Here is a 14,070-nt window from a genome sequence, read left to right as displayed (position 1 = left end):
TCGAGATGAGCGAGCTGAACGCCATCACCGTCGATGTGGTGTCCGATGTGGTCTGCCCATGGTGCTTCATCGGTCAGAAGCGGCTCGACAGAGCGATCGCCGCTGTCGAAGGGACCGAGGTGCATGTCCGTTGGCGGCCATTCCAGCTCGATCCGACCATTCCGCCGCAAGGCAAGGATCGCCACGACTACATGCTGGCCAAGTTCGGCAGCGACGAGCGCATCCGCGAGATTCATGCCCGCATCGAGCCGTTGGGCGAAGCCGAAGGCATCCCCTTCGCCTTCGACGCCATCAAGGTGGCGCCGAACACGCTCGATGCGCATCGCCTGATCCGCTGGGCTGGTGCTGCCGGCGAAGCCGTGCAGAACAGGCTTGTGCGCCGCCTGTTCCAGCTGAATTTCGAGGAAGGCGCCAACATCGGCGACCATGCCGTGCTGGTTGAAGCCGCGCGCGAGGCCGGCATGGACGCATCCGTGGCCGCCACGCTTTTGCCGACCGACGCCGATGTCGAGGCGGTTCGCACCGAGATCGCCACCGCGTCGCGCATGGGCATAACAGGCGTGCCGTGCTTCCTGCTCGAAGGTAAATACGCGGTCATGGGCGCGCAGGATGCCGATACACTGGCCGATGCCATTCGCCAGGTGGCGGCTGCCAAGGCGCGCGGCGAATTGGAAAAGGTCGGCTGAGGCCGGCACCCTCTCCGCGACAACAGCAAGCGTTACTTCACCGTCACCTTGGCCTTGCTGATAAAAAATCCATGGCCGTTTGTGGCCGTGCAGGTCAGTCCCTTGGTTGACGACTGGCACGAGAACGGCCCTGCGCTCCAGCTGTTCCCGTAGCCAAGCTTGTCGACATCGCTGCAGCAGCCTTGCTCGCCTGGGTTCTTGATCAGTGTCGCCGGCCCCTTCGGGCCGAGGATGATGGTGACGTAGCTCGGTTCGACGCGCGAGCAACTCAATTCCGGGCCGCCGTCCTGCGGCTCATAGGTGCTGGTGCCACCTTTTGCCGTGTAGATGCAGCCGATGTTGCCGGACGGCGTGTTGAACTCGATCTGGCCTTCGGCGCTAGCCGGGATGCTCTGCTCGGCGGAATGGGCCAAAGGTACCGAGACAAAGAGGGGCAGCCAGGCGATGAGGGACAGGACTGCGGCCGCGCGTGCAAGCATTGGGAACTTCCTTGTTGGAGAACCGGACATGCATGGGTGTCGACAATGCTGGCAAGGTTCAATCCCGAACGGATGAATTGTCAAACGCAGTTCCTGAGCTGACCCGACAAGACGAAACGCGCCGCTCAGACGATTTTCCGGTCACTTCCTGCCTCCGGCAATGACGATAGCGGCAAACCCGGCGAGGTCACGAACGGCAAATTTTCCGATGTGCGGGCCAGCCCGCTTTGAGAAAATCGCGCGGTCCGTACGATTTCGAGTACACGAAACCGTGTGAAAACCTTCCCTTAGGGAAGCTTCTTTGACGGCATGCCACCGCAGGTCAAGCGCTTGAAATCAATAACGATATCCTGATTTTTGCCGGCTGTTGCCGCCCTATTTCAGCGTGTCATCTGTTGCCTCTTGGCAACGGCCGTTGGGTGTAATCCGTTCGGCCAGCTTCAAAAATTAATGGAAAATGATCAATTGGTGTTACCATCCGTAACAAAAGAAAAAAGGTTTGGGCGGGATCGTGATTCGGGTCGGTAGACCATCGCAAGAGTCAGTACCGGAAAAAACACCTCGCGATGCCGCAGGGCGATCGCATCAGACGCCGGTATCGTCGATGCGCAGCTTCTGGGGCCTGATGCGGGCTTACTGGGTCTCGGACCGCTGGAAGGAAGCCTGGACACTGACGCTGGTGATCGCGCTGCTCACGGCGCTTTCCAGCAAGGCCGGTGTCTGGTTCGCCGAGGCCTCCGGCGAACTGGTCAACTCGATCGCCTTCTTCCATGACGCCGCCAACACCACGCCGCTTCGCTCGCTATTGGTCAATGCCGGCATCCTCGTGCTGCTGGTCGTGCTCAAGGACGCCGGCTTCACCGGCATCCGCAACCTTGTCTCGGCGACATTGCACCGCAAATGGCGCGGCTGGCTGGACAGCCGCTTCAACGAAGCGTTGCTGGATGGCAACCATACGCATTTCCATGCCCAGCATACGTCGACCGGCAGCGGCGCGCCGGCCCCCGACAACATCGACCAGCGCATCCAGGAATCCATCAAGGACATGACCGGCGGCGCCATCGGGCTCGCCATGGGCGTGCTGGCCGTCGCCACTTCGCTCTATTTCGTCGGCCAGAAGCTGCTCGAAAACTCCGTCGAGGTGAAGGGGCTGGAGTTCCTCGGCAGCTATGGCAGCGCTGTCCTCGCCTTCCTGGCCGTCGCCACCTACGTGCCGCTGAACACGTGGATCGCGGTCAAGCTCGGCAGCCTGCTCGAGCGCCTCAACGTCAGGATGCAGCAGGCCGAAGGCAGCTATCGCGGCGAACTGACCACGTTTCTGCGCCGCAGCTTCCATGTCGCGGCGTCTCAGGGGGAAGGCGTCCAGAAGACCATGCACGGCCGGCTCTATGTCGACATCGACGGCACCTGGACGCGGCTGAACATCGTCAACACCGTCTACATGTCGTTCGAGCTGATCTACAATTTCATCGGCGCCCGCATTGTCGCCTACGGACCAGGCCTGGTGCCGTTCATCCACAACGGCCTCGATCTCAAGGGCTACATAACCGGCTCCGAACTGGTCAATTCTCTGATCGGCCAGTGTTCGTGGTTCATCCACGTCATGCCCGCCATCGCCACGCTGCGTGCCAACAGCCAGCGTGTCACCGAGCTGGCCAACGCGATCGAGAATGTCCAGCATCCGCAGGAATTCTACAGCCAGACCGGCTGCTCCGACTTCCACTATACCAACCAGAACCCGGTTTTCGGTCTGACCATCCAGAAGCTCGAACTGGCGCATCAGGGCGAGGATGCCACGCCGTTCCTCAGTGCCGCCAATTTGCGTTTCCGGCGCGGCGAATGGACCTTCCTGAAAGGCGAGTCCGGTTGCGGCAAGACTTCGCTGATCAAGGCGATCAACGGCCTGTGGCCCTATGGCCGCGGCACCATTGTTTTCCCCGAAGGCGTCAAGAGTTTCTATGCCGCCCAGGAGGTCAAGCTGCAGCCGGTGTCGCTGAAACAGCTGGTCTGCCTGCCCGGCTCCGAGCACGACCATGGCGACGCGCAGGTCGCGTCCGCGCTGCACAAGGCCGGCCTGGGCGACTTTATCGAGCACATGGCCGACGAAAACCGCGAAGGCAAAAGCTGGGATCAGGTCCTGTCGGGCGGCCAGAAACAGAAGCTGGTGGTGGCCCGTATCGTGTTGCAGCAGCCGGGACTGCTGTTCCTCGACGAGGCAACCGGCGCGCTCGACCCCGATGGTAAAATTGCTTTCCACCAGGCCATCAAGGACAACTGCCCCGATGTCACGGTGATCAGCGTCATGCACGAGGCGGTGGCGCCGCGATCGATGACCGGCAGCGAATTCTATCACAGCATCGTCGCTATCGCCGACGGCGTCGCCACCAAGAAGCCGCTGGTTCCGACCCTGCCTGTCGAGCTCACCACCATTCTCGCGCAGCCAAGGCCGGTCGAGGACAAGTGGCTGCGTTTCTCGCGTCGGCTAAAGCAGAAATAAGACGCTTCGACCCGAGCCGGCCGTGTCATGCGGCGGCCTGCGATCACAGTCGCGCGATCTGTGCCACTCGCCGGCATTTTCCTCCCTCCCCGCGATTGACACGGCAAGGCGCGCTCCTATCTTGCGCCCGCTTGCAGACAGTCAAACTACGAACCCGCAAGCGGAAAGGTCACCGCGCCATGCCTGGCGACAGTCACAGTCGAACGCAACAGCCGTCCGCCTAGACGTGACCTCTCATGGTTCATGTCCTGCCGGATGGCAAGGAGTGAACCATGAACGAATTTACCGCCGTCGCGAGCGACGAAGCCGTCGCGATCGCCCGTATCCTAGCCAACGATCACGTCGCCGACATTGTCGAGGCCCTGAACAGGGAGCCGCGCGAAAGCGCGACGGAACTGCTTTGTGAAGTGACGTTCGAGCGGCTGGTCGAGATCTTCGATCAGCCTGAACTTGACGGCGCGTCCGAACTCATGGAGGCGCTGCCGCGCGCCAAGGCGGGCAAGCTGCTCACCGCCATGTCGGTCGACCGCGCCGCCGACATCCTGCGCGAGCTCGACGAGCCGGCCCGTTCCGAGCTGCTCGGCGGGCTTGCGCCGCCGCTGCGCGCAACACTGCTTTCCATTCTCGGCTATCCCGAAGGCAGTGCCGCTTCGATCATGACGACAGAGTTCGTCAGCGTGCCCTCGGACTGGACCGTGGGCCGCACGCTCGACTACATCCGCAAGGTCGAGCGGACGCGCGAAACCGTCTACGCGATCTATCTCGTCGATCCGGAAACGCACCTGCTTGTGCGCTCGACCGGCCTGCGTCGGTTGATCACCGGTGATCCTGATGACTCGATCATGACGGTGGCGCCGGACCGCGTCCCGGTGACGGTCAGCCCGCTGACCGATCGCGAAACCCTGGCACAGACGATCTCCAAATACGATCTGCTTGCCGTCCCGGTCGTCGACCACGGTAAGATCCTCGGCATCGTCACCATCGACGACATCATCGACACGATGATCGAGGAGACGACCGAGGACGTGCACCGCTTCGGCGGCATGGAGGCCCTCGACGAGCCGTACATGAAGATGAGCTTTCTCGCCATGATCAAGAAGCGCGGCGGCTGGCTGTGCGCGCTGTTCATCTCAGAGATGCTGACGGCCAACGCCATGCAAAGCTATGAGGGCGAGCTGGAGAAGGCGATCGTGCTGACGCTGTTCATCCCGCTGATCATGAGCTCGGGCGGCAATTCCGGCTCGCAGGCGACGTCGCTCGTCATCCGGGCGATGGCGCTGCGCGAGATCGGTCTTGGCGACTGGTGGCGGGTGGCGCTGCGTGAGCTGCCGACCGGCCTCGTGCTCGGCGCAATGCTCGGCGTGGTCGGCATCTGCCGCGTCGCGCTCTGGCAATATATGGGGTTCTACGACTATGGCCCGCACTGGCCGCTGATCGCCACGACGGTCGGTGCGGCACTGGTCGGTATCGTCACCTTCGGTTCGCTGTCGGGGTCGATGCTGCCTTTCGCCTTGAAACGCATCGGCTTCGATCCAGCCAGCGCATCGGCCCCATTCGTCGCCACGCTGGTCGATGTCACCGGGTTGGTGATCTATTTCTCGGTGGCGCTGGTGATCCTGCGCGGAACGCTGCTGTAGCAGCTTCCTTATCTCCGCCGTGGCAAATGGCCTTGCCGCGGCGGAGTTCTGTAGTCCGGCGTTTGCCGTCAATCCACCCGCTCGCCGTCCTTCACGCGATAGGTCGGCTTGTACATGGTGACCAGTTCTTCCGCCGCTGTCGGATGCACCGCCATCGTGCGGTCGAAATCATCCTTGCTCAGGCCGGCTTTCAGCGGAATGGCGAGAAGCTGCGCCATCTCGCCGGCGTCCGGCCCCAGTATGTGGGCGCCAAGCACTTTCTTCGACGCTCCATCGACGACCAGCTTCATCAGCATCTTCTCGTCGCGCCCGGACAGCGTGTGCCGCATCGGCCGGAATGTCGCGCGGTAGATTTCGATGTCGGCGAAGCGTTTTACGGCATCATCCTCCGACAGGCCGACGGTGCCGATCTCCGGCTGTGAAAACACGGCGGTGGCGATCGTCTCATGGTCTGGCGCGGTCGGATTTCCCTTGAAGGCGGTCTCGATGAAGCACATCGCCTCGTGGATCGCCACCGGCGTCAACTGCACGCGGTTGGTGACGTCGCCGATCGCCCAGATGTTTTCGATGTTGGTGCGGGAGTATTGGTCGACGGCGATCGCACCGGTCTTGGTCATCTCCAGGCCGATGCCCTCCAGGCCCATATTCTCGGTGTTGGGAATGCGGCCGATGGCCAGCATCACCTGGTCGACCGTCAGCACCTTGCCGCTGCTGAGAAGTGCGTCGAGCCGGCCGTCCGGCCGCTTGCGCACTGATTCGGACACGGAATGGCAGAGGATCTTTATCCCCTTCTTCTCCATCGTCTCGTGCAGCATGCGCCGCAGGTCCATGTCGAACCGGCTGAGTATCTCCTTGCCGCGATAGACCAGCGTGGTGTCGACGCCGAGACCGTGGAAGATGTTGGCGAACTCAACGGCGATGTAGCCGCCGCCTTCGATCATGATCGCCTTGGGCAGTTCCTTGAGGTCGAAAGCCTCGTTGGAAAAGATGCAATGCTCGTGGCCGGGCAGCGCCGGATGCGGCGCCGGGCGACCACCGGTGGCGATCAGGATCTGGTCGGCGGTGACGGTGCGATCTTCGCCTAGAAGATGCACCACATGCGGATCGACGATCATGGCGCGCGAGTGAAAGGTCTCGCCGCCGGCGCCCTCGACGTTCCTCTTGTAGATCGCCTCCAGCCGGCTGATCTCGCGATCCTTGTTGGCAACCAGCGTCCCCCAGTCGAAACTGGCTTCCGGCACCGTCCAGCCATAGCCGGCGGCGTCGGCGAAATGCTCGGGAAATTGCGAGGCATAGACATAGAGTTTTTTCGGCACGCAGCCGCGGATGACGCAGGTGCCGCCATATCGGTATTCCTCGGCGATGCCGACACGCTTGCCGAGCGCGGCCGCCACGCGCGCCGCCCGCACCCCGCCCGAGCCGCCGCCGATGACGAAAAGATCGTAGTCGTGACCGGCCATGACGCGGCTCCCTCAAGCTTCAGAAATGTGAGAGACAGGTAGGCTGCCAGGCATCAAAAGAAAAGCCCGGACAAGCCGGGCTTTTGCAGATGGCCGCTATAGCATGATCCCGAAAAGTGGAATCCGGTTTTCGGAAAAGATCATGCTCAAATAAAGAGCTAGAGCCCCATCCCGATTCCATCGGGGTGGAACAGGCTCTAGGCCGTTTTGAAATGCAGGATCAGTTGTTGTCCGCGGGCGCCGCACCATCGGCGGGTGCTGCGCCATCCGCCGGAGCGGCTCCGTCAGCAGGCGCGGCTGGTGCTGCCTGCGCCTTGGCTTTGGCGGCAGCGGCCAGCGTTTCGCCAACCTGCTGGGCGAGATCGCGGCCGACGCCGTTTTGCCAGATGTCGGCTGCCTTGACCAGGTCGCGGGTCACCGTTGGGCCGCTATCGAGCAGCTTCTTGCCCGAATCGGAATTGTAGAAGGCGGCGATATCGGTCAGTTCCTTTTCGGAGAACACTTTTGCGTAGGCGAGTGCTGCTTCCTTCTCGAGGTCGGCGCGGCGCGAGGCAAGCGCCAGTGCCTTCTCGGCGATCGTCTTGCCGATCAGTTCCTGCATGTCCGGGTTCTTCTGGATAAGCTGCGACTCGAGCGCGGCGGCCGCCTGCGGCAGGATGTTGTCGAACGGGTCGGTCGCGTGGATCGCCGCGACCGCCGCGCGGGCGGCCTTCAGGTGCGATTCCGTGACATCCTGCGAAAATGCCGGCGAAGAGAAGGCAAGAACGGCCGAGGCCGCCAGAATGGCGCAAAGGCTGCGAACCCGGTTATGCAACATCATGATCGGTAGAACTCCCTGGTTTTCGGGCGGCATGGACGGTTTGGATACCGTCGCCGCCGGCGATGATGGCCGCTGAAGCCAGCCCGATGAAAAGACCATGCTCGACCACGCCCGGAATGGCGTGCAGAGCATTCGAAAGCGCTCTTGTATCCGGAATGCGGCCAAAAGATGCATCGAGGATAAAATGGCCGCCGTCTGTAACAAAAGCCTGGCCCCCCGTCATCCTCAATATGACCGGACCGGAAAGACCGAGCTTTTCAGCCGCGGCAGCAATCGCGATTTCGGTTGCCCGCAGGCCGAACTGGTTGACTTCGATCGGCAGGGGAAAACGGCCGAGCGTCTCGACCATCTTCGAGCGGTCGGCAATGACGATCATGCGCTGGGACGCCGCGGCGACGATCTTCTCGCGCAGCAACGCGCCGCCGCCGCCCTTGATCAGGGTCAGCTCCGGGTCGACTTCGTCGGCGCCGTCGATGGTGAGATCGAGCTCGGGTGTTTCCTCCAGCGTCGACAATGGCACGCCGAGCTCACGGCAGAGCAACGCCGTGCGCTCCGAGGTCGGCACGCCGACGATGGTCATGCCGGTGGCGACTTTTTCGGCAAGCAGCCGCACGAACTCTTCGGCCGTGGTGCCGGTGCCGATGCCGAGCCGCATGCCGTCCGTGACATGGGCGAGCGCCGCGCGTGCGGCTTCGACCTTCAATTGCCTTGCATCCATGCCGTTTGCTGCCCCGAAACCTGACGTTTTGGGCTCCTAGCATCTTTGCCGGTCTGGTCAAAGCCTTTGGCGGCGGCCTGCTGCCGTTGGCGCGTGGCATGTTGTGCACACGCGGACAGAGAGCGATGCCCTACAGCTCCGATAGGAATTTTTTCTTGATCCGGTGGCGGCAGCTATGCTACATATCTTCCCATGGTGCTGATTTGCGCCAACGACCCGCCGCCTTGGCGGGTTTTTCATGTCTGGAAGCTCGCCGAGAAATGTCCGGCTCTTGGACCTGCCTGAGCGAGCTTTGCCAGGCCGGCTTGCCCTAGCCCGCTTGCCTTGACGCGTCGCAGCCTTTATCGCCTCCCCCTTATACAAATCTGCGCAGGACAGACCATGACCCGACCGATCATCGTGTTCGACCTCGACGGTACGCTGATCGATACAGCGCCGGACCTGCTCGACAGCCTGAACCACAGCCTTGCCGCCAGCGCGCTCGCGGCGGTCGACGAGGCCGGCTTCAGGCGCTTTGTCGGTCACGGCGGCCGGGTGATGATCGAGCGGGCGCATGCTGCCCAGCAGCGGTCGCTCGATGTCGCGGAACACGACCGGCTGCTGAAACTCTTCCTCGACCACTACACAATCAACATCCCCGGCAAGTCGCGCCCCTACCCCGGTGTCGTCGAGGCGATCGCGCGCTTCGAGGAGGCCGGCTATCTCCTGGCCATCTGCACCAACAAATACGAAGCCAACTCGCTGGCGCTGATCGAGGCGCTCGGCCTGACGACGCATTTCGCGGCAATTGCCGGACAGGACACGTTCGCCTTCCGTAAACCCGACCCGCGCCATCTGATCGAGACCATCAAGCTGGCCGGCGGCGACCCGCATCGCGCCCTGATGGTCGGCGATTCGCAAACTGACATCGACACCGCCAAGGCTGCGGGCATTCCGGTGGTGGCGGTCGATTTCGGCTACACCGACCGCCATGTGCGGGAGTTCGAGCCCTCGGCGGTGATCTCACATTTCGACGCGCTGACGCTCGATCTGGCGCAGAGGCTGATTGCCGCCGCCGGAAACTGACCGGAAAGCGACCGGCGTCGCCTCGGCGACAGGCGGAAACGGCCGCAAATCCGGTCCGTGTCAGAACGCCGGACACCGCCTTGACTTCCCACACCTGCCTCCCTTATATCGCGGCTCGCTTGGCCTTCGGGCAACGAGCGGGCGATTAGCTCAGCGGGAGAGCACACCCTTCACACGGGTGGGGTCGCAGGTTCAATCCCTGCATCGCCCACCAAAATCTGTACGGCAGTCGATTTGCGGCCGCAGTGACCGCTGCCTCATTGATCAGGTTATCTCCCTCAAATACCGCTCTAATTCAGATTTGGGGATTAACGTGCGCCCCCCCGAATTTGCTCACACGCAGTTTGCCTTGGCCAAACAAATTTATAGAGCATCGACGTAGAGATACCGGCAATGCCCGACCAGCTTGTCGCCATGGTGGTAAAGTCGGCGATGTCTGGTTGTGGAGATGCGCCGGTCGCGCCGCGATCAGCGCTTGATCGAGTGCAGGATGGCCTGCATGTGCTCTTCCAGGTCGAGTTCACCCCGAGCCTCAGCGGTCAACAGGTAATCGGCCTTGGCCCGGCGGTCGCCTCGGCTGATCGCAGGATAGAAGCAGATGGCCAGCAATGCTTCCTGTTCAATCCGGTCTGCCCTCTTGCGTTCGTGGCTGCTACTGCCCGCTTGATGAACAACCCTGAGAAGCTCGACATAGGTGGCTTCATGGGCTCCGATCAGCGCCCGCAATTCGGGTGAGGCACCTTCCCCTTCGGCGAACGTCGGTTCAATGACCGAGGCCACGGCGGTGAACGCAAGAAGTGTACGGCGGGTGACTTCGGGCATGCCTCGTATCCCTGCTGTCTGATCATGCATGCACACCATAGCACCGGCGCAGCGGTTCGGAGAGAGGCCCTGGGACGCGACCACACTGTCTGCTGACAAAATGTATTCGCTCCGGCAGCTCGCCCTCCCAGCGGTAAGTGTGGCCTTAAGTCGCAACAATTGGCTTCCGAAAGCAGGGCGTCGGGCTTCATTGACGCTGCGACCAACACCATATGTTGATCCACAGCCCTCCAAAACGAGAGAAGCTCGCCCTGACGCGGCCGCACCGCGGCCGTCAGCCGGCAATGGCCATGAACCAGGAACCTGAAAAACCATGCGTGAAAATATCAGACCAGCTTCGAGAGACGTCCCCCTCATTCAGCTAGGCCTCTATCAGTGCCGCTTCCCGGTGAGCGAAGACCGGTCAGTACCCGGCGGTTACCGTTTTTGTGCTGGGCCAACTTCGTCGGATCGCGTCTACTGCGATCACCACCACGGCATCGTGACCGCCGTCGACCCTCGTCGAACCCGTTCAGGTCTCCACCCCGCTCAACGACGCGCCGCGTAAGTTAAGCGGGCGGCGGCCCCTCGAACAGGTAAGCAAGGGCTCAGCGTGATGCGCTCCACATCAGTTGGGGACATCGTCAGGGGGCAACGACATGACGCGTGTGCATATAGCACCCAATGACCCGCCAACATCCTATGGCCACGAATAGTGAAGTGGCGCATCGTGGTTTTTTGGCGCATGGCTTTTTTTCCGGTTAACTGCAAATCGGCGGACTGGATGGTCATGCATTTCAGCTGCGGAACAAACCGGCACGCCAGCGAGTTTCTGTCCGAGGAAAATTGAGGGAAAGCCATGTCCAGATTTCTGCTGGCGACCAGCGTCGCCGTTCTTCTCGCCGGTGGGCCGGCATTGGCCGCGGACGATGCTCCGTTGCCGCCGCCCAATGCCAAGAAATTGTCGGAGATCATCGCCAAGGTCGAGCGACGCGACGGCTTTCGCTATGTGAAAGAGGTCGACTGGGATAGTGGCGCCTACACCGTCACCTACTACACGTCGGACAAGGCGAAGGTCGAGATCACCTACGATCCCGTGACGGCCGAGCCAAAATAGGGGTCCCCACAGACGACGGGTTTAAAGGACGTCCAGGAAAAGTGTAAGACGGTTCCGTCCGGAATTGCCTCAAACAAGGAGCTGCAGCGGTTCTGCGTTTCCATGAAACGCGCCGCTCCAGCCCGCTTCGTGTCCCGCGACTTGCCAAGGGGCACCTCCCCTTGCGTCAGTCTCGCTTTGATGGCTGACTGTCGCCTAGACGCCGCATTGGGGGATGGCATGGCGACTGCGAAGCACATACTGATGCGTATATTGATGATATTAGCCGGCTACTTTGTGTCGGTGCTGGCAGGTCTGATCGCCGTTGCGGCGATCTATGGCGCGCTCAGTTCCTTGCCCAACGCGCCCGACTATTTCGACGTCATGGGCGTTTCGCCGATCGCGGTCCTGGTGGTGCCGCCGCTCGGCATGTTCGTCTATTTCCTGACGATTGTGGTGACCGCCCTGCAGACGCTGATCTTCGCACTGATCGCCGAGTTCTTCTCGTTGCGCAACTTCCTGCTGCACATGGTCTTCGGCGCCGCTGCCGCGGTCAGCGGCTTCGCCCTGATCTGGCCAAGCGCGCCGGAGGACATGGATCCGGAACGCTGGGCCGACATCGGCATTATTGCCGCTGCCGGCCTTGTCGCCGGGCTGATCTATTGGCTGATCGCCGGGCGAGACGCCGGCTTTCAACGGCCGCTGTTGGAGCGTTAGTGCGTGTCGCCCAAAAGTGCGCAGCGGTTTTGGGACAACGACACGCCCAAAACAAAGACTTTAAAGCGCGTCGACGCGAAGCGCTTTAATCAGCTCGAAGGCGAACGTACCGCTTCCGTGGCGTCCAGGGCCTGCTTGAGCCGTGAGTCGCGGTCGTAGATGTCGCCGAAATATTCGACCTTGCCGGACATGTCGGGCCAGGCGGTAAAATAGGCGACATAGACCGGGATCGTGCGTGTCACATTCTCGGTCGCGTGGCCGTGCTTCAGCTTCTCGGCGATGTCGTCCACCGAGGTGCCGAGCACCGCGGCCGCCATGCCGCGCGGGTCCTGCAGCCGCACGCAGCCATGGCTGAGCGCGCGCATATCACGCTGGAAGAATGATTTCTGCGGCGTGTCGTGCATGTAGATCGCGTGCTTGTTGGGGAACAGGATCTTCAGCTCGCCCAGCGCGTTCGCCTCGCTCGGCTGCTGGCGCACGCTGTAAGGAATGTTGGCGCCATAGGCGCCCCAGTTGACCGCCGACGAAGGAATGCGCTTGCCGCGCGAATCGGTCACCTCATAGCCGGCCCGGTCGAGATAGCCCGGATCGTTGCGCAGTCTGGGCAGCATCTCGTTGACGATGATCGACTGCGGCACGCCCCAATAGGGATGGAAATCGACCTGCTTGATCTCCTTGAAGAAGAAAGCGGTCTGATTGGTGGTCCGGCCTATGACGACACGCGTCTTCAGCTTCTCCTCGCCATTGTCGATGTAGCTAGCGGTGAACGCCGGCTGGTTGATGAAGACACGCGGGCTCCCGAGATCGGAGGGCAGCCAGCGCAGCTCTTCCAGCGCCACTTCCACCTTCAGCAGCTTGTCGGCCTTGGATGTTCCGGCCAGCGACGCAACGGTGCGCGGCCCGATGACGCCATCGCCCTTCATGCCTGCCTTCTGCTGCACGGCCTTGACGACTGGAACCAGTTGCGGGTCATAGACTTCGCTGGTGGCCAGCCTCGACAGGACCTCGCCATAGGCGCCGCCCATCTCGTCATCGAGATTGCGCGCAATCAGGGTCAGCAGCTTCGGCAGTTCGGGGCTGATTTCGCCCGGCTTCAGCAGCAGCTTGGGGTCGACGACGATCTCGTTTTCCGCACTGGCCTGCAGCGATTCCAGTTCGACGCGCAGCGCCTGGTATTCCGCATTCTGCGGATGCCGCGACTCGAGATAGGTGCGCACTTCCTGGGTATGCGCCAGTGTCTTCAGCACGCCTTGCAAGTCGAGCGGCTTGGCCGGAAAATCATAGTAGCCGGTCATGCGGTTGGGCTCGACACGGCCGTTCTGGGCGTCATGGGCATAGCGCAGCACGCGTGCCGACAGCGCCATCTCGAACCGGACGAGCTCTTTCAGTTGCGCGTTGGCGTCGGCCGTCGATGTACCGGCGGCGGGCACTTCGACCGTATAGTCGGCGGGCGTGAGGCCATAGCTTGAAGCCTCGCCAAGGACGCGCACCGCGTCCTGCGCACGGCTGTTGAGGCTGGTTCCGGTCACCCAGATGAAATCCGGATTGGCCGAGTAATAGGCGATCAGCGCCTTGGCGATGTCGGGCTCGGCGAAGAGTTCGTAGTCGCCCAAGCTGGCAACCGCATCACGAAACGCGGCGCCCGTGGCCGACGGAACGAAAGCCGCGTCCTGCGGTGCCGCCGGCTCTGGTGTCGCGGCCAACGCCGAGAAGTCGACGCGAACCAGCCGGTCGGCCTTATAGGTGTAGTAGGACGGGCTGCTGATTCTCACACCGCCACCGCCGCCGCTGGCCGGCGCCTTCGGCTTGTGTTTCGGTGGCGGGGGCGGAAACTCGCCTTGCGGCGCGCGCTTGACGCCACCGCCGAAAAGCATGTCGAAGAGCCCCTGCGCGCCTGCCTGAGGCACACCGAAAGCGAGGGTTGCCGTGATCGCCATCAGCGGCACCACGGTTGCTTTGTTTCCGAGGAATTTCATGGATCACCCGCTCCGGCCGCAACCGGTTCCCGTTCCGCACGCTAGATCGTCCCGCTCACCGCATGGCGGATGTAAGGCGCGACTATACTGATTCATACCGATTTCGTTAAGCTTTCAT

The 14,070-nt window shown here is 62.1% G+C and carries 13 protein-coding genes and 1 tRNA gene; 8 read left to right on the top strand and 6 right to left on the bottom strand.

The features are described 5' to 3' along the window. The first annotated feature begins 5 nt into the window (after positions 1–5). Positions 6–686, top strand: a complete 681-nt coding sequence (locus ASD99_RS16015) for a DsbA family oxidoreductase (RefSeq protein ID WP_056587850.1) — start codon at positions 6–8, stop codon at positions 684–686. Between the two features lie 32 nt (positions 687–718). On the opposite strand, the gene ASD99_RS16010 is transcribed toward ASD99_RS16015, so the two are convergent. Next, positions 719–1,165, bottom strand: a complete 447-nt coding sequence (locus ASD99_RS16010) for a hypothetical protein (RefSeq protein WP_056587778.1) — start codon at positions 1,163–1,165, stop codon at positions 719–721. A 604-nt stretch (positions 1,166–1,769) separates the two neighbouring features. On the opposite strand from ASD99_RS16010, the gene ASD99_RS16005 reads away from it, so the two are divergent. Together ASD99_RS16005 and mgtE are read left to right on the top strand one after the other, a co-directional pair. Then, the gene (locus tag ASD99_RS16005) at positions 1,770–3,662 is read left to right on the top strand and encodes an ABC transporter ATP-binding protein/permease (protein ID WP_056587775.1); all 1,893 of its coding nucleotides are present in this window, start codon (positions 1,770–1,772) and stop codon (positions 3,660–3,662) included. 272 nt (positions 3,663–3,934) lie between these two features. Further along, the gene (gene mgtE / locus ASD99_RS16000; protein ID WP_057144243.1) at positions 3,935–5,299 is read left to right on the top strand and encodes a magnesium transporter; all 1,365 of its coding nucleotides are present in this window, start codon (positions 3,935–3,937) and stop codon (positions 5,297–5,299) included. Between the two features lie 68 nt (positions 5,300–5,367). Here the strand turns inward: mgtE and gor are convergent, their stop codons facing one another. From gor to rpiA, 3 genes are all read right to left on the bottom strand, one after another. Next, complete coding sequence (gor, locus tag ASD99_RS15995) at positions 5,368–6,759, bottom strand: glutathione-disulfide reductase (protein ID WP_057144242.1); 1,392 nt, start codon at positions 6,757–6,759, stop codon at positions 5,368–5,370. Between the two features lie 220 nt (positions 6,760–6,979). Beyond that, complete coding sequence (locus ASD99_RS15990) at positions 6,980–7,579, bottom strand: DUF2059 domain-containing protein (protein WP_056587767.1); 600 nt, start codon at positions 7,577–7,579, stop codon at positions 6,980–6,982. Continuing rightward, positions 7,566–8,297: a ribose-5-phosphate isomerase RpiA gene (gene rpiA / locus ASD99_RS15985; protein WP_057144241.1), complete on the bottom strand. Its 732-nt coding sequence runs from the start codon at positions 8,295–8,297 to the stop codon at positions 7,566–7,568. Before rpiA ends, ASD99_RS15990 begins: the two co-directional genes overlap by 14 nt. A gap of 381 nt (positions 8,298–8,678) precedes the next feature. Between rpiA and ASD99_RS15980 the strand changes: the two genes are divergently transcribed. Together ASD99_RS15980 and ASD99_RS15975 are read left to right on the top strand one after the other, a co-directional pair. After that, positions 8,679–9,362, top strand: a complete 684-nt coding sequence (locus ASD99_RS15980; RefSeq protein ID WP_057144240.1) for a phosphoglycolate phosphatase — start codon at positions 8,679–8,681, stop codon at positions 9,360–9,362. 139 nt (positions 9,363–9,501) lie between these two features. Beyond that, positions 9,502–9,576, top strand: a tRNA-Val gene (locus tag ASD99_RS15975). A 254-nt stretch (positions 9,577–9,830) separates the two neighbouring features. On the opposite strand, the gene ASD99_RS15970 is transcribed toward ASD99_RS15975, so the two are convergent. Then, positions 9,831–10,184, bottom strand: a complete 354-nt coding sequence (locus tag ASD99_RS15970; RefSeq protein WP_057144239.1) for a hypothetical protein — start codon at positions 10,182–10,184, stop codon at positions 9,831–9,833. A 313-nt stretch (positions 10,185–10,497) separates the two neighbouring features. Between ASD99_RS15970 and ASD99_RS35455 the strand changes: the two genes are divergently transcribed. From ASD99_RS35455 to ASD99_RS15960, 3 genes are all read left to right on the top strand, one after another. After that, entirely contained in the window at positions 10,498–10,731 is a 234-nt protein-coding gene (locus ASD99_RS35455) for a GcrA family cell cycle regulator (protein ID WP_156388998.1), read from the top strand. A 291-nt stretch (positions 10,732–11,022) separates the two neighbouring features. Beyond that, the gene (locus tag ASD99_RS15965) at positions 11,023–11,280 is read left to right on the top strand and encodes a PepSY domain-containing protein (protein WP_056587744.1); all 258 of its coding nucleotides are present in this window, start codon (positions 11,023–11,025) and stop codon (positions 11,278–11,280) included. A 219-nt stretch (positions 11,281–11,499) separates the two neighbouring features. After that, positions 11,500–11,976 (top strand): hypothetical protein, encoded by a 477-nt coding sequence (locus ASD99_RS15960; RefSeq protein WP_057144238.1) that lies wholly within the window; start codon positions 11,500–11,502, stop codon positions 11,974–11,976. An 89-nt stretch (positions 11,977–12,065) separates the two neighbouring features. Here ASD99_RS15960 and ASD99_RS15955 read toward each other — a convergent pair whose 3' ends face one another. Beyond that, positions 12,066–13,952: a L,D-transpeptidase family protein gene (locus tag ASD99_RS15955; protein WP_057144237.1), complete on the bottom strand. Its 1,887-nt coding sequence runs from the start codon at positions 13,950–13,952 to the stop codon at positions 12,066–12,068. Positions 13,953–14,070: the final 118 nt, after the last annotated feature.

The organism is Mesorhizobium sp. Root695 (assembly GCF_001428185.1).
Lineage (GTDB): Bacteria > Pseudomonadota > Alphaproteobacteria > Rhizobiales > Rhizobiaceae > Mesorhizobium.
Note: the sequence above shows the minus strand (reverse complement) of the source record. Positions and strands in the feature narration are given on the sequence as shown.